Genomic DNA, 16,837 nt, shown 5'->3' with positions numbered 1-16,837 from the left:
TGATATTCAATATTTTCTAGGGGTACACCCTTGGGTACACGCTAAATTGAGATGTTCCTTGCATCCTCAAAAAAACGTGCTGTTATCATGGATTACAGCTCGGGTTAGTATAGTCCACCAATTCGCGCAGGTGCTGCGCCAACTGGTCAACGGTTTTCTCGCCCGTAGCGGCATCTACTGTTAAGTTTTCCAATGTATTGTCGTTATCACGGATCTTGATACCATTACGATAGAGAAAAGTCATGGTAACGAAAAACGCTGTGCGCTTATTACCATCATTGAAAATATGACCACGAGCGATAGCAGCCCAATAGGTCGCTGCAAGTTCAAAAATATCTGTTATGCCTTCATAGTGTGTACGGTTTTGTACCCGATAGATGAGCGCTTCAGCTCTACCAGAATCGGGCATTCCGGCAACGCCGGGAAGCCGTTGTAATATTCGGTCATGAAAAGCGATAACTTCCTGTGCGCTGACCCATATCATCGATTTGTCAGTGCCTCTATCGTATGCCCATGACGTTGCATAATCGAATCGAACTCTGCATCCAGCTTAGCGTTTTGCCAAGCATCGAATTCAGCTCTACTGATAACGACCGCTGAACTACCGTCTCGACGAGTGATTTCAACAGGTTCACCGTGAGCCGCTGTGTCCAACACTTCCGCGATGTTGGCACGGGCTTGAGTTGAGGTGTATGTACGCATAATATTCCTCCAAATCTGTACATATTAATTGTACATTTCTTGGGTGATTATTCAACAACTCAGATCTCGGCACGGCTCACCTTTAACGGTGACTTTTACATCTTCATATAACGCAACCAATCGCACGCTAAGCTACGCAGATAAAATTTTGCGGTCTAGATGGATTCATTTGGTTCACGTCACTACATCACGCCTACGCCACGTAATCCCCACGAAATAAACGTAAACCCGACGTAAAACGCACTACACCGCACCCGCCTGCACGTTTTGGATCAAAAAGTTTTTTCAGTTTTAAAATTCTACAAACCAAATCGCCAGACCGTGCCAGTACTCGCTGTGTGAGAAAAATCTCAAACTGAAATGAGTGAAAAGAATTTCAGCAAATTTCAGTTTTCTATTCGTTTACATTCTGGGTGATAAATTGTATTTCATTGAAATAAAATACTTTTTCTATTTTACGTGAGATTTTTACTTGGTAGGAAACCCAACATAAAAACTAAAAGTCAGTCTCTATGCAGGGTAGGAGGAAATGTAAACTGAAATTGTGTGAAATTTCGCGTTCTGCATCTGATAATTCTTCCCATAAAATTATTGATGCTATTTCTCAGATTGCTACAATTTCAATACATGATTACGTGAATCTTGTACCAACTTACTAGGACGTATCGAATGTGAAAAACTTAGGGTTAAAGCGTATGTATGACCACATTCAACATCATTACAACAACAATAAATTTCCGGTATGTTATTCAATTCTTGCGTTTTGATTTTTTTGATTGTTGCCTGTCCGTCACACTCTGGGCAATATACTTTTAATACTTTCATTGTTGATAATCCTCACATCAATTGCCTGCCAGAATAAAGCCAGTTAAATAACTACCTTTCCATTTTCAGTAGTAACACTGGCAACACTGGTAACAGCGTTGATTTAAAAGAGATTAATGTGTTACCACTCCAAAAAACGAACTGGTAACAAGTGGTAACAGCCTATTTTTGTTACCAGTTGTTGCCACTCCCCAAAATTGACTGGTAACAGTGGTAAGCCTTGATATAACTGGTTGTTACCAGTGTTACCACTGTTACACATTAAATATAAGACAGTCAGTTTTATCCTGATTATTCGGCAGAACCTAAGACGTCACTATTAAATAAGTAAACCCGTTTAAGCCCTATTTCTGGTAGGCGTATACTCGTTTGTATCCTGCCGTCCTTGCCTGCTTCTAACCAACCCTTTTCAACACACAAACGGGCTACTTTGCGCGAATCAAAGCCCTTGCATATCTCTTTCCATGCGGAGGATAAAACATAAAATTGAACAGTTGGATCTTGATTTGCAGTGCCTTTTTCAACGCGACGAAAGCCCATCATATTGAGAGGGCGACTATTCTCATCGTACCAATCCGCAAAGCGGCTGAATTGGTTACGTGAAATAAAATCGGTCACTTGCTCCAATGCCGTAATATCTTCCTGATTCGCGGTGTGTCCCCGCTCTTTCATCCATGCCGCTAAACATTTTTCAGCCGCTGCATACGCTTCCCCTTGTTGCCAACCTGTAATTCCTGCTCGTGTTGCGATTTCCCCCGCCATAGCAACAAGGGCAAAACGGGTAATTGCGCGACCAACCTGATTACCTGCATTCTCTGGCATCATGTTTGCGGTATATTCTTTCAATAAGGCTTTAGCCGTTCCTGAGATAGATGTCAGATCATGAGTGAGGTATTTCAGCCAATCGCGGAACGGTGAGCCATGATATTTAGTCACGGCCTGTTCAAGGTACTCAGCCAGTGATTTACCGCTGGCAAACTGGTGTAAGTCTTCAAACACACCGTGTTTACCTGAATCACTCGGAATTTGGATCATACGCACTTCCACACCTGCATAAGTGCGTTCGCCCGCATTCGCCGCATGTTCAACTAAAGAGAGTTCCCCTGTTGATAAGAAAAGTAAATTCCAGCGGTTGGTTTCTCTGACACTTCCGTCTGTTTTCGCTCTGGCCTTACCCTGACCATTTGCCAGCATATAGGCAATATTACCCGCCTCACGCCCGTCAACTTCTCTGATTTCGTCTAGCATCAATGTTGCATCATTGCGGCGGCAGGCTGTACCTTCAAGCGCATTGCCAGTGGCTCGCCATGTATACCAGTAATCTGTTCCACCACAGACAGACGCAGCCACTTTCATTGTGGTTGTCTTACCATCCGTGGATTCACCTTTTAAGTGATAGCCACCGCCACCTACACCAACTAATTTCAGTAATGATGAGGCAAAGGCTAAACTCACGGAAAAGGCGAGTCTTGCGTTTCCTGTGCAATATTTGCCTATGTGTTCTCTCCATTCTTCACTTGTGCCCGACACTCTAAAATCTTTGCCTTGGACACTGGAGGTTTGCAAAATAACGGAATCCGCACCTGAACCGACAACTTCATCTTGTAAAACATACACATTACCGTGCCACCCAGTTTTATTGACACAAGTAACCTTTTTCTCTGGTCGACACAGTGATATGTATTCCATCAAGTGCGCCCGTGCCTGCCCTGAAGTATTGATATAGGATAGCCCGTTCACCAAAAGCACTCGGCGTAATTCTTCACCGCTTCCGCTTAACATTTCCATCGGCATAGCCCACTTACGGCAATTACCGTAAGTATCTTCCCATTCTAATAAACGTCCGTAATTACTGCTGTCAGCATCACAGGTAATTGCAGTCACTTTTATCGGGCTACTAATTTTGATGTTCCTGACTTCGGTATCACCATCCGATTTATTGACAAGCTTGTCATACCATAAATATTCTTGAGTGAGTCGAAAACCTTGAGGTAAATAGGCTTTATCTTTTCCGCAGTAGATCATTTCTTCAAAGAAAGCCTCTTTTACCTTGTTGTCACTGTTTTCTTGTCGGTAATCATCCCAATCCGCTTTATAGTGAGTAGGTGGCAGAGTTACCCAACCATCGACCGCCTTAGCCGCTTTTTCTGCCCATAACTTGCCCGTGTTTTCCTTGCCATCAATAAAATCGTTATCACCGGCAATAATAATTTTTGCCTGTGGCCATCGTTCTCTCAACTGTTGTGCGACTTTAACCAGATTAGTGGCAGCAACCGCCGCCACAATGAAAGCATCAATCACTTTTGACAGGCTTAACCCTGTGGCAAAACCTTCTGTAATCACCACCTGTTCAATGTTTTTATCCGTCTTATCAGCGACGACAATAAATGAACCTGAAAGCACAGAACCGGATAACAGGCTCTTTTCCCCTTTCGGGCTGATTAATTGCCCGCCTTTAATTGAAACTTGGTTATCAACTAATGGCAATAAAAGTGATCCAGTTGGAAAAATAATCCCACCTTGCGTATATTGTTGCTGCGTAATTAAATATTGATGATTGGTTAAGCCTTTGTTTGAGAGATATTGGCTTTCGCCTGAAAGACATAAGGCTTTCAGTTTTTCAAATAGCTCGATACCTTTTTGTGCGCTAGCCTTTTTTATTCTGGTTGGCGTTATTTTTTTAAACTCAGGTAAGAGGAGTATTTTATTGATTTCGAAACACGTCGTTTTAATATCTTGACCTGTCACCAGTTTAATTAAATCGAGTCCGTCACCGCTGCCACAGTGATTACAAAACCACGTTCCTTTACCGTTTTTATCATCAAATCGAAAGCGATCTTTGCCACCACATTTAGGGCAAGCTCCATGCTTGTTATTTTCGGGTACAGATACCCCTAAATTGCTTAAAATATAATACCAACGCCCGTTGGCTGCCTTAACGATATCCGTCACGGAAGGTATGCTTGTTGGTATCGTTGAAGCGTCTGGATAGTTTTGATTATTCATTATTTAATATCCCTGTTCATTAGGCTGCTTTCCTCAATAATGAGTTCAACTTGTTCTGATAAACACTCCATGACGACTGCCATGCCTTCGCTTGAAATAGGCTTCCCTTCGCTGTTATTTAATAATTCGGCGAGAAATGCCGTCATCTGCGCCACTCTTAATAGCTGCTTTTCGCCTGTAGCAGAAATGACGGCATTTTTATGGATTGTATTTGTCATGATCAATTCTCTCTCTTTGGCTGCACAGGTAAACGCCCTGCAAACAAGAGAACAAAATCATGAACAAGCAGTATTCTTGCGTTGTGTTCATCTAGCGCTGTAGCCTCTATACGGAATGGTTTAGCGGTAGTATCAGAACGTTTTACGCACAGGAATATAAATTTAAATTGAGTTTGGGTAGGGACTGTCATCATAAAGATGATCTCCTTTACTTTGTAAAAGTGATCACCGCCAGAGTTTCCACGCTCAATAGGGGCGGTGACGTTATCAGAGGTGGAAATACTGGTAGTAAAGGAAACCAGCCACCCTTTCGGGTGCTCCGACAACGCCACCATTGAATTCAGATAGGCGTAGGCCGCCATTAGATAGGCATTATTTACGACACAAAAAAAGACGCATGTGGCGTCTACTGTCGCCTTTACTATTCTCAGGTTTCCACGCCTGACGTTAGATTTTGCTAACGTGTTTCCAATATAGCCCAACCGTTCAGACGGATGCAACCTTTTTATTTTCATGATTAAAATCGGCTTAAACTACGAAGTTGATAGGGATGAGAAAACAGCCCAGCCTAAACTGGGCAAAAGAGTTAACCTGCGGAGATTGCTGTAAACCAACGATTTTTCGTATTCTTGAGTCCATCCGAAAGGTTAAATACTACCGGTGAACTAATCGAAAACTTACTTTTCTTTCGGGAAAAGTGAGAACGGTTAATACTGAATTTTAATCTGTCTGTTCCAACACTCGCAGGGCTGTCTGTAACGGCAAGACCACCCAAATAAAAAATACCCTCCCCTTGGAAATCCTCTTGAACCTCGATAGAGCAAAATAATTTTTGCCCCTGTCTGTTATATTCCATGAGCTTTAGATTCGGTCTTAATCGCAAATAGAGCCGTGCTTTTCCATCAATGACATCGGTTCGGGCTGCGAGTACCTCCCCTAAATTATCGAGATTGCGGTTATGCTCTTCCCAGATCAGTGCGGTGTAATAATTGGGATCGTAGGTTTCTGCTATTTCATTCAGCCATTGCGCTTCGATAACACGTCTATCAATGGTTTGTCCCTCTGTTGCAACACAAATCCAAGTGGTCATTAACTGCGATTCACTCATAGCGAAAATACCCCTTCTTCAATGTGGATCGCATTTTCATCAACTGCGGCATAAAGGTTGCCATCCCCTAAGCCGTAACCTTCGTTACGCAAATAACTGTGTTCATACACCTGTCTTTCATCGACAAATTCCGCGCGGAAACGCCGGGTATTTTTTTGCGTATAGATATGCAAATTATCTAATGTAGTCACAACCAATCGACGACCTGGCATAAACGGTGGAATGAGCGCAAAGCGTCCCGCAATGGTACTGAGTGCCAGTTGGCTGGCTTGAATATCTGCCGCCTTATCCGAAGCACTAAATAATTTCTCTCGATAGAGTGCCGCCAGTTCTGAACCGACCAAGACCACTAAGCGAGGATCTTCGCGGAACTCTTCAGGGATTTTCTTGATGATAAGATAATTTGCAATAGCATCTAAATTAGGGAAATCCCCATTCTTGCCTAAGGAAATTTTATCGGTGATCACTTGTGAACCCTGATTAAATTCTTTCGCTATTGCGTGCCAGCCCCTATTAACATCTTGCCCGCGTTTATAGATATCGGGTTGAGTCGGATAGGCACAGAATTCACCATTAAAGCCGATTCTGATCATGTCTAACGAAACCGTTTTAGAAAACAAGTCAGACATAATTTTAGTAAAGTGTTCATCATCCCCACTGCCACTGTTGGCAATGAGTGACATTTGTTCATAAGAAATTGCAGCGCAGGTATCTGTTTCTTCTAAAGCATAAGGAGCACCTTCCATGTTGACACGTTTATGGAATCGGCCGTCAATAACTCTTCCCGTATGGAGGGTATTATCTCCTAAATTAACCGTATCGCCGTTTTCTTGGCTCACATCCGCTAGCGTCAATTTATTTAAAAACCAACTTGAATCTGAAATAGCAACGCGTAATAAATTTTCAGAGGGAGGAGAAATAGCAAAAGTATTACTATTGCTAGAGGTGTATTCAGCCCCACGGGTAAAATTGGCATGAAAAGTTCTGGCCGCATCTGGAATGGCGGTAATATACATAATAATTTCCTTTTTTTAAATTACATATAGCTCAATTTATCTTTAGTTCTATTTTTAGCATTAACCATGGTATTAACGTATTCATCAGCGGTTAACACATGCTTTAAATGATGACTTTCTTTTCTGTAATATAATTTATAGTAATCACTTTGATAAACGGGAGTATGATTTAACGTATATTTATCTTTTGGAGTAACACATTGACTAATGATTTTATTAATACAACGTTCTAACTCATCCGTCGCTGATATAATTAGTTTACATGCGCGACTATGTTCCCAATCCATTCCGGATAGTAAAGCATTTAAATTCACTGTTTCTCTGGGGATAGATTCTAATAGTTCTTTTTTAAACCCCATTATTTTTTCAGAAAATAACCATTCAATAACCGGATATAGTAAACCATAGAGACCATTCACTTTCTCCAGTTTACCTCTCTCACGCTTAATAGAGTCTTCTTTCCTTTCTACTGCGTGGTGCATATCTGTAATCCAAGCTCGGTTACTGATAGAATAGCTGTTAGGATTTTTTATTTTACCGCTTTGAGCATTGCTTAATATGTCAACCATACTTTTCAGCTCGGCATCCTCTTTTTCAGGAAGCTTTGAATAATTTGATACAACACTTCGTCCTCTCTTAATAAGAAGTTTTATTTCCTCTACAGAGGGGATCAGATTATCAAAGTTAAACCCTGTGAGTTCAGTGAATTTTTTTATTGAATCTTTCATCTTTGCCAGTTTATATAATTCAATAGTTCGAATCATAAACCCAGTATCTTTACCGTTCTCTTCAAACGGTATGAACTTGTAGTTAAAGATATATGATAGATTTTCATCTTTATAGAATGATACTTCATTCATAACCTGTGTCCTTTTTATGGTTATATATGGGCGTAAAAATTCAACACCTATTTATTGATGTTTTTGGGTTTGTTAGTTATGTTGGATAAGATTTAATTTATCATAAAGATAAATCAATAAAGTTATAAATAAATTTATATAACTATAGATTCTCTTCGTGATTTTTTATTTTCTACCCATTTACGTATTTCTGCTGCATCAAAGACAAAAAAACCATCCTCTAATTCAAAAGGCTGCGGTATCTTTTTATCTTTAATCCAACGGTGTAACGTTGAATCAGATATACCCAGAAAGTCTGCGGTATGGCGTTTACGTGCATTACCGATTTCAGGGTATGGGCTTGTATTTTTCATGCGTGGGTTTTTCTGCTTCACCATGCTGCTTCTGGCCTCCCTATGTTATGCCTATCTCTGTTGTGACGTGTTAGGAGCATTCTAGGGCTTAAAAAACACGATTTCCACCAAGAATGGAATCCATTGAAACAATCATAAAATCCATTGAAACTATTTTAATCCATTAAAAAATAAGGTTAGTGATGAATTTTAAAGATTAGAATAAAAATCGAATACCTGATAATTATTTTAATTATATCAGTGCGTTATGTTATTTGTGTGGTAGGTGGGGTTAGTAATCATGTAACACCATATAAAACCGTGTCAATACCATGAGTAACATTGCCCATCATTGCCCATCATTGCCCATCATTGTTCATTACTGCTCGTCATTGCTGCTTACTTTGTAAGCAATAATATTCATGGATAGGTTTATGGGGATTTAGTGGCCTATTGGTTATGAACCAATTGTTCATCGCTCTCGTTTAAGTAGTAATCAGCATCTCTTAGTTTGTCATAGAATGTGGAGGATCCAACACCACCTAAAAAGTCTTTGTTAATTCCGTCAGCTAACAAGTCTTTGTTCATTCCATCAACTAATTCTTTGATATCTTCATAAATTCTTTTCTTGTTAGGCTTACCTATTGAGCCGTAATTGTTTGATGGTTGACAGCCATTTATAGTTTTTTCTTGCAGTAGTAGTACAAGTAGCCCAATCAGTTTGTAAGTTCCTTTTTGCTCATCATTTTTGCGATATTGTCCCTGACCTTTTTTATTCTGCATCGCTATCTTTTGAACTAATTCTTGTCCACCAAGGGCGTGAATGTATGTTTTCCACTCATCATTTTTATACTTTGTATATATATTGTTTAGAGCTTGTTCTATTCTTGATTTAATGATCTCTGGTATAAATTCTTCTAAAAGGCACACGTACGGATATGCAGCACCAAATACGATATCAGAATCAACCGCTGAGTTTGTTTTTGTGTCCTGTAACGGATTGACAGCGTTTACATTATTCACAATAGCACTTCTTAGCATATTAACATTTTCTGAATATTCCTCCGGTATATCTTTAACTGCTGCATAAGGGTTAATACCAAGAAGTGAAAGAGCTACAGCATTGGGTGTTGCACGTCCTTGGAATGAAAATAACTTAAATCTATCAATCTCAGGTGGCTTCTTCATAAAAATTTCCGTTTAATTTGTTTTATTGGAGTAACGTTGTAGTCTTCGCCTTTTTCCAGCGCTACCAGCAAATCACACCATTGAGCTAGTGCGGCTTTACGCTCATCAAAGTAATCATGCCTGTTATAGATGCCCTCAACGCCTTTTATACGGTGATTTAGGCAACGTTCGGCTACAAAGGGATCTACACCTAACGCGGCTAAGTGGGTTCTGGCAGTTCGTCTAAAGTCGTGGATAGTGAAGTTAGGCATATCAACAGGTAATTCCCGTCTTACTTTGGCGAGCGCAACGGGTAAGGTAGATTCCTGAATATGTGGGATCATGCGATGCTGCATTTTTCTGGCTGGTAGAACATATTGACTACCGCAAGCCATAGCCTTTAATTCCATAAACCACTCTATAACCTGTGGGCACAGTGGGATATCTACCGCATCACCGTTTTTGCTACGTTCTGCCGGAAAGTGCCAGACTGCCTTTTTAAAGTTGAATTCTTCCCAACGTGCGCCGCATAGCTCCATTTTTCTCAAGCATAGAGCAAGCAGTATCTTAAAACTGATTTCATTCTGGCGGCTGATTGAAGACGTTCTGAACGTTCTCAGTAGAATGATCAGTTCTTCTCTGGTTAGCCATCTATCGCGTGATACTTCTTTCCCGCCAGCGTCCGCAACCTCAAATGCCGAACACGGGTTAATCTCTATCATCTGCCGCTTAATGGCATAATCAAACATGCGCCTTAGCCACCGTAGAACATCGGTCGCCATAGTGGGTGCGCCCCTGTCTACAATGCTCTTGAGCATTTCATCAATGTGGCGGGGTCTTACATCCTCCAACTTCATATGACCAATGCGAGGGTTAATGTCTTTGTCTATGCGTCTGCGGAGTATGTCGGGGTGCTTCCAGCGTGGCAGTATCTGACGTTCAAAATACTCAGCCGCTAAGTCTGATACTTTGATAGCGTTCTTTTCAGCCTCAATTTTTGCCAGTGCTTCGGCTTTACGTTCTTGCTTTTCGCCAGCAACGTCATAGCCCAGCGAAACACGTGCGGATAACTCACGGGTAAGCTCTCGCGCTTTGGCTAGCGATAGGTCAGCATACGTTCCTAAATTCATGGTTCTAGACTTTCCAGCCAATTTATATCTGAAACGCCATGATGGAATTCGGTCAGCCTCTCTAAAACGTAAATATAGCCCGTTACCGTCCGCTTTCCCCTCGAACCTTTTGCCTGACTTTATCCACGCCCTGATCTCTTTATTGGTGAGTTTAGGCATTGTGCAATCTCCAATGAAAAATAGGGGGTGTACCCAAAATGGTTTTCTAAATGTGCTTTGGGTACACCTTTGGGTACACCCTAATCATGCGCTACTGTGATTCACTCTGCAATGCTCTGATAACAAAAAAGCCAGATACAACAAGGTGTATGCTGGCTTTGTGATATGTTCTGGTATGTTATGAAATGCTATTCGATATTTTGAATTTGCTCGCGCATCTGCTCAATCAGCACTTTTAATTCAATCGCTGAATTTGTCACATCCGCATTAATTGACTTCGACGCCAGTGTATTCGACTCGCGGTTAAATTCCTGCATCATAAAATCCAGCCGACGGCCAACGGCTTCTTTCTTCTTCAGAATATTACGTGTCTCTTTTACATGAGCATCCAGACGATCCAGTTCTTCTGCCACATCAATGCGCTGTGCCATTAGAATCAGCTCCTGCTCAAGACGGTTATTTTCCAACTGAATCTGTGCTTCTTCCAGTTTGGTCTGTAAGCGCTCACGCTGCCATTGTAAGATTTCTGGCATTTGCTGGCGGATTTTGCTGGCTTCTTCCGTCACTGCATCCAAACGCTGCTCAATCAGCGTCTTAAGTGCCTGACCTTCTGTTTCACGGCTCTGGATAAAGGCATCAAGAGCCAGATCAAGCTCTGCCAGCAATTGTATGCTGATGGTGTCTAAATCCTGTTCTTCGGCGGACATCACGCCCGGCCAGCGCAGGATATCTACTGGATTGATTTCGCCTTGATTGCTTTGCTGTTTAACCCAGTTTGCTGCCTCAACCAGCTGTTTTGCCAGATTTTCATTCAGCATCAAGGTTCCCTGAGTACGGGTATCCAGATCAAAACGCAAGTTACACTCTACTTTGCCGCGAGTCAGGCGGGAACGAATACGTTCGCGGATGACTGGCTCAAGGCTTCTGAATTGCTCAGGCAGGCGAATGTAGGTTTCCAGGTAACGTTGGTTGACGGAGCGCAGTTCCCATGCTGCGTTTCCCCAATCGGCCTTGATATCTCGCCGCGCAAAAGCGGTCATGCTACGGATCATAATTCGTTTCCAATTTATAGAATGATGAGCGGATTATAACTCTCCGCGTAGATGCAGGATAGGCATTCGCCGTGTTAGGTCGTATAATGCGCCCCCAATAATGTTTTAACAGCGGAGAGAACACTATGAGTCCAGTAGGAAAGCGTCCAGCAGGAAGAACGGCAGGGCAGGTGCGTCCTATTAAAATGACCCGTCATTACACCAAACACGCGGAAGGCTCGGTTCTGGTGGAGTTCGGGGATACCAAAGTGTTATGTAATGCCTCCGTTGAAGAAGGAATTCCTCGTTTCCTGAAAGGTCAGGGGCAAGGTTGGATCACGGCTGAATATGGCATGTTGCCACGAGCAACCAATAGCCGGAATGCCCGCGAAGCCGCCAGAGGAAAGCAGACTGGCCGCACAATGGAAATCCAGCGTCTGATTGCACGTTCACTGCGTGCCGCAGTAGATTTGAAAAAATTGGGTGAATATACCATTACGCTGGATTGCGATGTGATTCAGGCCGATGGCGGTACGCGGACTGCGGCCATCTCTGGCGCGTGTGTGGCACTGGTGGATGCACTGAACAAGTTGGTTGCTGATGGCAAGCTGAAAAAAAGCCCGATGAAATCAATGGTAGCGGCAGTGTCTGTCGGGATTGTTGAGGGTGAAGGTCTTTGTGATCTGGAATATGTTGAAGACTCGGCGGCTGAAACTGATATGAATATCGTCATGATGGATGACGGCCGGATGATTGAAGTGCAAGGCACGGCAGAAGGTGAACCGTTCAGCCATGATGAATTGCTCTCATTGCTTTCCCTCGCTAAAGAGGGGTTAGAAACGATTTTTGCAGCGCAGCGAGATGCGTTGAAATAATAAATTAATCAGGCGGCTGAATAGTCGCCTTTTTTATGCCTGCAAAATGGCGATAAGTATGACAAGAAATCAAAGAGGAAAAATTCCAATGAAAGCCTATCAACGCGAATTTATTGAGCTGGCACTGAAAAAGCAGGTGCTGAAATTTGGCGAATTTACGCTGAAATCCGGCCGCAAGAGTCCCTATTTTTTCAATGCAGGGCTGTTTAATACTGGGCGTGATGTGGCATTGATTGGTCGTTTCTATGCAGCAGCACTGTTGGATAGCGGTATTTCGTGTGATCTGCTGTTTGGGCCCGCTTATAAAGGTATTCCGATTGCAACCACAACGGCAGTCGCGTTGGCAGAACGTCATGACATCGATATGCCTTATTGCTTTAACCGTAAGGAAGCTAAAGATCATGGTGAAGGCGGATCACTGGTCGGTAGCCCACTACAAGGTAATGTTGTTGTTGTTGATGATGTGATTACAGCAGGAACAGCTATCCGCGAGTCGATGGAAATTATCAAACAACACGGTGCAACGTTGTCTGGTGTTATTTTGTGTTTGGATCGTCAAGAACGCGGGCAGGAGACGCTTTCAGCTATTCAGGAAGTTGAGCGTGACTATCACTGCAAAGTTTTTTCCATCATTACTTTGAATGACTTGATTAGATATCTACGTGAAAATCCAGATATGCAGCCTTATTTGGCGGCGGTGGAAGCCTATCGCAGAGAATACGGTATCTGATTGCCCGCTGGGTAAAAACGGCTGAGAGATAAAAAAAACCCTCGCCCAATGGCCGGGCGGGGTGAGTAGTAGAAATGACACCCCGCATGTAATACGGTAACGATGCCATTACTGAGTTACTTTATAGTAAACTCAACGAGAAGATGCATATTAACACAATTCAACGAAAAAACCGCACGTTATCATTCTCAGCATGAAAGAGGGAATTTCACGGTGCAGGCTCAGTTATTGCAGTTGAGTTAATATCAATGGCCAGCGTATTTCAAACTCTTGGGTCGGGCGATAGCGGAATTCAGAACGAACAAAACGGGAAAGCATTCCTTCACAAAACGCCAGTAGCTGCGATGCCAGTACGGCCTCGTCATAATTGAATCCCTGTCCATCACGTATTTTTTTCTCTTTTAAAATTTGGCGGAGCTGCGCTTCAATACGTTCAAATAGTTGGTTAATGCGGTTTTGTAGTCTGTCTTGTTCGAACATCAGGGCATGACCTGTCATGATACGGGTCAATCCGGGGTTCTTTTCCGCAAATCCCAAAAGCAGGATGAGGATTAACCGAATGCGGGTAATGGTGTCTTTTTCATCTTGCAGAATCAGATTGATACGCGAAATCAAAGTGTCTTCAATAAACTCAATCAGGCTATCAAACATCCGGGTTTTGCTTGGAAAATGACGATAAAGTGCTGCTTCAGAAACCCCAACATTTGCGGCGAGTTTTGCTGTGGTAATGCGCTGACTGCCATCACTGGATTCAAGCATATGTGCCAGTGTCTGTAAGATTTCCTCACGTCTATTTTTCTTTTTTGTACGTTCTTTTTCTGCCATGTCTGATAAGACCCCTGCTAAAACAGCAAAACAAATCCAGCTATTTTTTGCCCACCACGATCATGGGCAAAAAATATGAAAATCGGTTGACGGTATCAGGCTTTATGGAAAGTTATTGACGACCGGAATGACCAAAACCACCACTGCCGCGTTTGCTGGTTTCAAAATCTTCAACCAAGTTAAATTCGGCCTGTACAACGGGCACAAAAACCATTTGGGCAATGCGCTCACCGGGTTCAATGATGAACATCTTATCACCACGGTTCCAAACTGAAACCATCAGCTGTCCCTGATAATCGGAGTCGATAAGCCCCACCAGATTGCCCAGAACCACACCGTGTTTGTGACCCAGCCCGGAGCGGGGAAGAATAACCGCTGCCAATTGTTCGTCTGCGATATGGATGGCGATCCCTGTTGGCAGGAGTTCAGTCTGGCCTGGAGCCAGTTCTACTGCATTATCCAGACAAGCACGTAAATCTAAACCCGCAGAACCAGGTGTAGCATAAGTCGGTAAGGGAAATTCTTGTCCAATGCGGGGATCAAGGATTTTAACGTCGATTTTTTTCGTCATAGCGTTTGAGTATCTCGTCTAATAAACAGTGGCCGAGCTGTAATTTACTACTGTGAGGTAAATTAACGCTGCCATCATGCCAGAATAGATGTAATGCGTTGGTATCACTGTTGAAGCCATGTTCGGCCAGAGATACATTATTTGCGCAAATCAAGTCCAGAGACTTCTGCTTGAGTTTTCTGCGGGCGTATTCTTCCACATTCTGGGTTTCGGCTGCAAATCCAACGACAAATGGACGATTTATTTCCATCGTGGCAACACTTGCTACAATGTCAGGATTTTTCACCAGTGTAAATGTGACCTCATCACCCTGTTTCTTGATTTTCTCCGTCGCTATTTGTTTGAAACGATAGTCCGCTACGGCGGCACAGCCGATGAAAATATGCTGTGAAGCTGCGGTTACCTGAACGTACTCATGCATTTCCAGCGCACTGGTTACGTCGATACGTTTGACACCCGGTGGTGTCGGTAAATTGACGGGACCTGCAATCAATGTGACGTCAGCACCGCGTTCCGCTGCTGCCTGTGCGATGGAAAATCCCATTTTGCCGGAACTGTGATTGGTGATAAAGCGGACAGGATCTAAAGCTTCATGAGTTGGCCCTGCGGTAATGGTGATGCAAAGACCGGAGAAATCCTGATCGGTGTTGAAATGTTGTGTTGCCAGTTCGACCATCGCCATGGGTTCAAGCATTCTTCCCGGGCCGACGTCACCGCATGCCTGGCTTCCCTCATCAGGCCCCCAAATCAGCACGCCACGCTCTTTGAGTACATTCAGGTTATGTTGGGTTGCCTGCGCACGATACATCTGCTGATTCATCGCTGGAGCAACAGCAATGGGGGCTGCTGATGCCAAACAAATCGTGGTAACCAAATCATTTGCCATACCTGCGGTTAAACGAGCGAGCAGATCGGCTGTGGCCGGAGCGAGAATAATCAAATCAGCCCACTTAGCCAGTTCAATATGCCCCATTGCCGCTTCAGCGGCAGGATCCAAAAGGTCATCGGAGACAGGATGACCCGATACGGCCTGCAAGGTCAGTGGCGTAATAAAAGCTTCTGCTGCTGGCGTCATGGCGACGCGTACTTCGGCACCGCGATCACGTAAACGGCGTACCAGCTCGGCTGTCTTATAAGCGGCGATCCCCCCGCTGATACCGAGCACGATATGTTTACCAGAAAGCTGTTTGCTGGAAAATCCTGCCATTCTGATTGTCCACATGTAAGTTACAATTACCTAAGATTCTACCATAAGAAAATATTAAGTTGAGAACCTGCCTTATTCAGGTGCCAAAAAATGACAAGTTTGCGAAGCGCTACGCAAGCCATGAAAATGGGGCTGGCGATGCTTTTTTCATCATGGGATATTGGCGGCGTGAAGCCACTGGGCGAAAGGGAATGAGGGGGAATATATGGATGTTACGGTGATGGAAATAAGCGATGAATTGCATTCAAATCTTGCTCCTCGGGAGAAATTGCTGGCTTATGGCGCCGTTTCCCTGACGGATGCCGAGTTGTTGGCTATATTTTTGCGTACGGGAACCCGAGGGATTCCTGTCGTGCAAATGGCGGAACATCTACTGAAATCATTTGGTTCACTTTATCACCTGCTCTCTGCGGATTATGCCGATTTTTGTTCACATAAAGGGATGGGGCTATGCAAATATGTCCAGTTGCAGGCGGTATCTGAACTGGCAAAACGTTTTTTCTCCAGTCAATTTATCCATGAAGATGTGATGAGTAGCCCAGTCGCGACACAAAATTATTTGCAGGATTTATTGTCCTGGCAGGATCGTGAAGTCTTTGTGGTGCTGTTTTTGACGAATCAGAATAAAGTCATCTGTCATGATGAAATGTTTAAGGGAACGATAAACAAAGTTGAAGTGCATCCGCGTGAAATCGTGAAACAGGCGGTTAAAGTGAATGCTGCATCGATTATTCTTGCTCATAACCACCCCTCCGGTAATCCAGAACCCAGTCTGGCAGATAAATTGGTGACAGAAAAAATTATTGATGCTTGTGAGTTGGTTGGCGTTAAGGTTTTGGATCATATCGTGATTGGGAAGCAACATTGCGTCTCATTTGTGGAAAGAGGTTGGATTTAGTCTGGTTTTTTTGCGATCCGATCAGATCTTAGTTGTTCGGGACTTGAGCATCAGCGAATGAGGGCGTATACTACGCCACCTTTGAGGATCTTGGGTTTGGCGAGAAGAGCCTATCTCAGTAAGTTTTTTTATTGAGATAATGTGAGTCTTTTCAGTGATGAAAATGTGCTGAGATGG

General features: G+C 43.2%; 19 protein-coding genes. 3 read left to right on the top strand and 16 right to left on the bottom strand.

The annotated features are described in order from the left end of the window. Positions 1 to 85: 85 nt before the first annotated feature. From XBJ1_RS18765 to XBJ1_RS18710, 13 genes are all read right to left on the bottom strand, one after another. The gene (locus XBJ1_RS18765; RefSeq protein ID WP_010847655.1) at positions 86 to 484 is read right to left on the bottom strand and encodes a type II toxin-antitoxin system death-on-curing family toxin; all 399 of its coding nucleotides are present in this window, start codon (positions 482 to 484) and stop codon (positions 86 to 88) included. Then, on the bottom strand, positions 481 to 702 hold the full coding sequence (locus XBJ1_RS18760; RefSeq protein WP_012990615.1) for a type II toxin-antitoxin system Phd/YefM family antitoxin: 222 nt from the start codon (positions 700 to 702) through the stop codon (positions 481 to 483). The genes XBJ1_RS18765 and XBJ1_RS18760 overlap by 4 nt, the downstream gene beginning before the upstream one ends. Positions 703 to 1,314: 612 nt before the next feature. Then, positions 1,315 to 1,527, bottom strand: a complete 213-nt coding sequence (locus tag XBJ1_RS23090; protein ID WP_012990613.1) for an ogr/Delta-like zinc finger family protein — start codon at positions 1,525 to 1,527, stop codon at positions 1,315 to 1,317. 291 nt (positions 1,528 to 1,818) lie between these two features. Further along, a complete protein-coding gene (locus XBJ1_RS18755) occupies positions 1,819 to 4,533 on the bottom strand; it encodes a DUF927 domain-containing protein (RefSeq protein ID WP_012990612.1) in 2,715 nt (904 codons plus the stop codon). Beyond that, positions 4,533 to 4,751, bottom strand: coding sequence for a hypothetical protein (locus XBJ1_RS18750; protein ID WP_012990611.1), 219 nt, complete (start codon positions 4,749 to 4,751; stop codon positions 4,533 to 4,535). Before XBJ1_RS18750 ends, XBJ1_RS18755 begins: the two co-directional genes overlap by 1 nt. 2 nt (positions 4,752 to 4,753) lie before the next feature. Then, a complete protein-coding gene (locus XBJ1_RS18745) occupies positions 4,754 to 5,266 on the bottom strand; it encodes a host cell division inhibitor Icd-like protein (RefSeq protein ID WP_038199639.1) in 513 nt (170 codons plus the stop codon). A 71-nt stretch (positions 5,267 to 5,337) separates the two neighbouring features. Continuing rightward, the gene (locus XBJ1_RS18740; RefSeq protein ID WP_012990609.1) at positions 5,338 to 5,859 is read right to left on the bottom strand and encodes a GPO family capsid scaffolding protein; all 522 of its coding nucleotides are present in this window, start codon (positions 5,857 to 5,859) and stop codon (positions 5,338 to 5,340) included. Further along, positions 5,856 to 6,875: a P2 family phage major capsid protein gene (locus XBJ1_RS18735; RefSeq protein ID WP_012990608.1), complete on the bottom strand. Its 1,020-nt coding sequence runs from the start codon at positions 6,873 to 6,875 to the stop codon at positions 5,856 to 5,858. Before XBJ1_RS18735 ends, XBJ1_RS18740 begins: the two co-directional genes overlap by 4 nt. A gap of 20 nt (positions 6,876 to 6,895) precedes the next feature. Continuing rightward, a complete protein-coding gene (locus XBJ1_RS18730; protein WP_012990607.1) occupies positions 6,896 to 7,735 on the bottom strand; it encodes a hypothetical protein in 840 nt (279 codons plus the stop codon). 134 nt (positions 7,736 to 7,869) lie between these two features. Next, positions 7,870 to 8,112 carry a helix-turn-helix transcriptional regulator gene (locus XBJ1_RS18725; RefSeq protein WP_012990606.1) on the bottom strand — a complete coding sequence of 81 codons (243 nt, stop codon included), beginning with the start codon at positions 8,110 to 8,112 and terminating at the stop codon, positions 7,870 to 7,872. A gap of 405 nt (positions 8,113 to 8,517) precedes the next feature. Next, positions 8,518 to 9,255, bottom strand: coding sequence for a hypothetical protein (locus XBJ1_RS18720; protein ID WP_012990605.1), 738 nt, complete (start codon positions 9,253 to 9,255; stop codon positions 8,518 to 8,520). Next, entirely contained in the window at positions 9,252 to 10,523 is a 1,272-nt protein-coding gene (locus tag XBJ1_RS18715; protein WP_041573284.1) for a tyrosine-type recombinase/integrase, read from the bottom strand. The genes XBJ1_RS18720 and XBJ1_RS18715 overlap by 4 nt, the downstream gene beginning before the upstream one ends. A gap of 188 nt (positions 10,524 to 10,711) precedes the next feature. Then, complete coding sequence (locus tag XBJ1_RS18710) at positions 10,712 to 11,575, bottom strand: YicC/YloC family endoribonuclease (RefSeq protein ID WP_012990603.1); 864 nt, start codon at positions 11,573 to 11,575, stop codon at positions 10,712 to 10,714. 125 nt (positions 11,576 to 11,700) lie between these two features. On the opposite strand from XBJ1_RS18710, the gene rph reads away from it, so the two are divergent. Continuing rightward, positions 11,701 to 12,429 carry a ribonuclease PH gene (rph, locus tag XBJ1_RS18705; RefSeq protein WP_012990602.1) on the top strand — a complete coding sequence of 243 codons (729 nt, stop codon included), beginning with the start codon at positions 11,701 to 11,703 and terminating at the stop codon, positions 12,427 to 12,429. Between the two features lie 88 nt (positions 12,430 to 12,517). After that, positions 12,518 to 13,159: an orotate phosphoribosyltransferase gene (gene pyrE, locus XBJ1_RS18700; RefSeq protein ID WP_012990601.1), complete on the top strand. Its 642-nt coding sequence runs from the start codon at positions 12,518 to 12,520 to the stop codon at positions 13,157 to 13,159. A gap of 225 nt (positions 13,160 to 13,384) precedes the next feature. Here pyrE and slmA read toward each other — a convergent pair whose 3' ends face one another. The 3 genes from slmA to coaBC form a co-directional block, all read right to left on the bottom strand. Then, positions 13,385 to 13,984: a nucleoid occlusion factor SlmA gene (slmA, locus tag XBJ1_RS18695; RefSeq protein WP_012990600.1), complete on the bottom strand. Its 600-nt coding sequence runs from the start codon at positions 13,982 to 13,984 to the stop codon at positions 13,385 to 13,387. A gap of 112 nt (positions 13,985 to 14,096) precedes the next feature. Beyond that, positions 14,097 to 14,555, bottom strand: coding sequence for a dUTP diphosphatase (gene dut, locus XBJ1_RS18690; RefSeq protein ID WP_012990599.1), 459 nt, complete (start codon positions 14,553 to 14,555; stop codon positions 14,097 to 14,099). Further along, complete coding sequence (gene coaBC / locus XBJ1_RS18685) at positions 14,533 to 15,762, bottom strand: bifunctional phosphopantothenoylcysteine decarboxylase/phosphopantothenate--cysteine ligase CoaBC (RefSeq protein ID WP_012990598.1); 1,230 nt, start codon at positions 15,760 to 15,762, stop codon at positions 14,533 to 14,535. Before coaBC ends, dut begins: the two co-directional genes overlap by 23 nt. A gap of 205 nt (positions 15,763 to 15,967) precedes the next feature. Here coaBC and radC point away from each other — a divergent pair, with 205 nt between their 5' ends. Continuing rightward, on the top strand, positions 15,968 to 16,660 hold the full coding sequence (gene radC / locus XBJ1_RS18680) for a RadC family protein (protein WP_012990597.1): 693 nt from the start codon (positions 15,968 to 15,970) through the stop codon (positions 16,658 to 16,660). The last annotated feature ends 177 nt before the right edge of the window (positions 16,661 to 16,837 follow it).

The organism is Xenorhabdus bovienii SS-2004 (assembly GCF_000027225.1).
GTDB lineage: Bacteria > Pseudomonadota > Gammaproteobacteria > Enterobacterales > Enterobacteriaceae > Xenorhabdus > Xenorhabdus bovienii_C.
Note: the sequence above shows the minus strand (reverse complement) of the source record. Positions and strands in the feature narration are given on the sequence as shown.

Coding starts and splice junctions, on each gene's coding strand:
- XBJ1_RS18765 (WP_010847655.1), bottom strand. CDS start 484: ATGATATGGGTCAGCGCACAGGAAGTTATCGCTTTTCATGACCGAATA.
- XBJ1_RS18760 (WP_012990615.1), bottom strand. CDS start 702: ATGCGTACATACACCTCAACTCAAGCCCGTGCCAACATCGCGGAAGTG.
- XBJ1_RS23090 (WP_012990613.1), bottom strand. CDS start 1,527: ATGAAAGTATTAAAAGTATATTGCCCAGAGTGTGACGGACAGGCAACA.
- XBJ1_RS18755 (WP_012990612.1), bottom strand. CDS start 4,533: ATGAATAATCAAAACTATCCAGACGCTTCAACGATACCAACAAGCATA.
- XBJ1_RS18750 (WP_012990611.1), bottom strand. CDS start 4,751: ATGACAAATACAATCCATAAAAATGCCGTCATTTCTGCTACAGGCGAA.
- XBJ1_RS18745 (WP_038199639.1), bottom strand. CDS start 5,266: ATGAAAATAAAAAGGTTGCATCCGTCTGAACGGTTGGGCTATATTGGA.
- XBJ1_RS18740 (WP_012990609.1), bottom strand. CDS start 5,859: ATGAGTGAATCGCAGTTAATGACCACTTGGATTTGTGTTGCAACAGAG.
- XBJ1_RS18735 (WP_012990608.1), bottom strand. CDS start 6,875: ATGTATATTACCGCCATTCCAGATGCGGCCAGAACTTTTCATGCCAAT.
- XBJ1_RS18730 (WP_012990607.1), bottom strand. CDS start 7,735: ATGAATGAAGTATCATTCTATAAAGATGAAAATCTATCATATATCTTT.
- XBJ1_RS18725 (WP_012990606.1), bottom strand. CDS start 8,112: ATGGTGAAGCAGAAAAACCCACGCATGAAAAATACAAGCCCATACCCT.
- XBJ1_RS18720 (WP_012990605.1), bottom strand. CDS start 9,255: ATGAAGAAGCCACCTGAGATTGATAGATTTAAGTTATTTTCATTCCAA.
- XBJ1_RS18715 (WP_041573284.1), bottom strand. CDS start 10,523: ATGCCTAAACTCACCAATAAAGAGATCAGGGCGTGGATAAAGTCAGGC.
- XBJ1_RS18710 (WP_012990603.1), bottom strand. CDS start 11,575: ATGATCCGTAGCATGACCGCTTTTGCGCGGCGAGATATCAAGGCCGAT.
- rph (WP_012990602.1), top strand. CDS start 11,701: ATGAGTCCAGTAGGAAAGCGTCCAGCAGGAAGAACGGCAGGGCAGGTG.
- pyrE (WP_012990601.1), top strand. CDS start 12,518: ATGAAAGCCTATCAACGCGAATTTATTGAGCTGGCACTGAAAAAGCAG.
- slmA (WP_012990600.1), bottom strand. CDS start 13,984: ATGGCAGAAAAAGAACGTACAAAAAAGAAAAATAGACGTGAGGAAATC.
- dut (WP_012990599.1), bottom strand. CDS start 14,555: ATGACGAAAAAAATCGACGTTAAAATCCTTGATCCCCGCATTGGACAA.
- coaBC (WP_012990598.1), bottom strand. CDS start 15,762: ATGGCAGGATTTTCCAGCAAACAGCTTTCTGGTAAACATATCGTGCTC.
- radC (WP_012990597.1), top strand. CDS start 15,968: ATGGATGTTACGGTGATGGAAATAAGCGATGAATTGCATTCAAATCTT.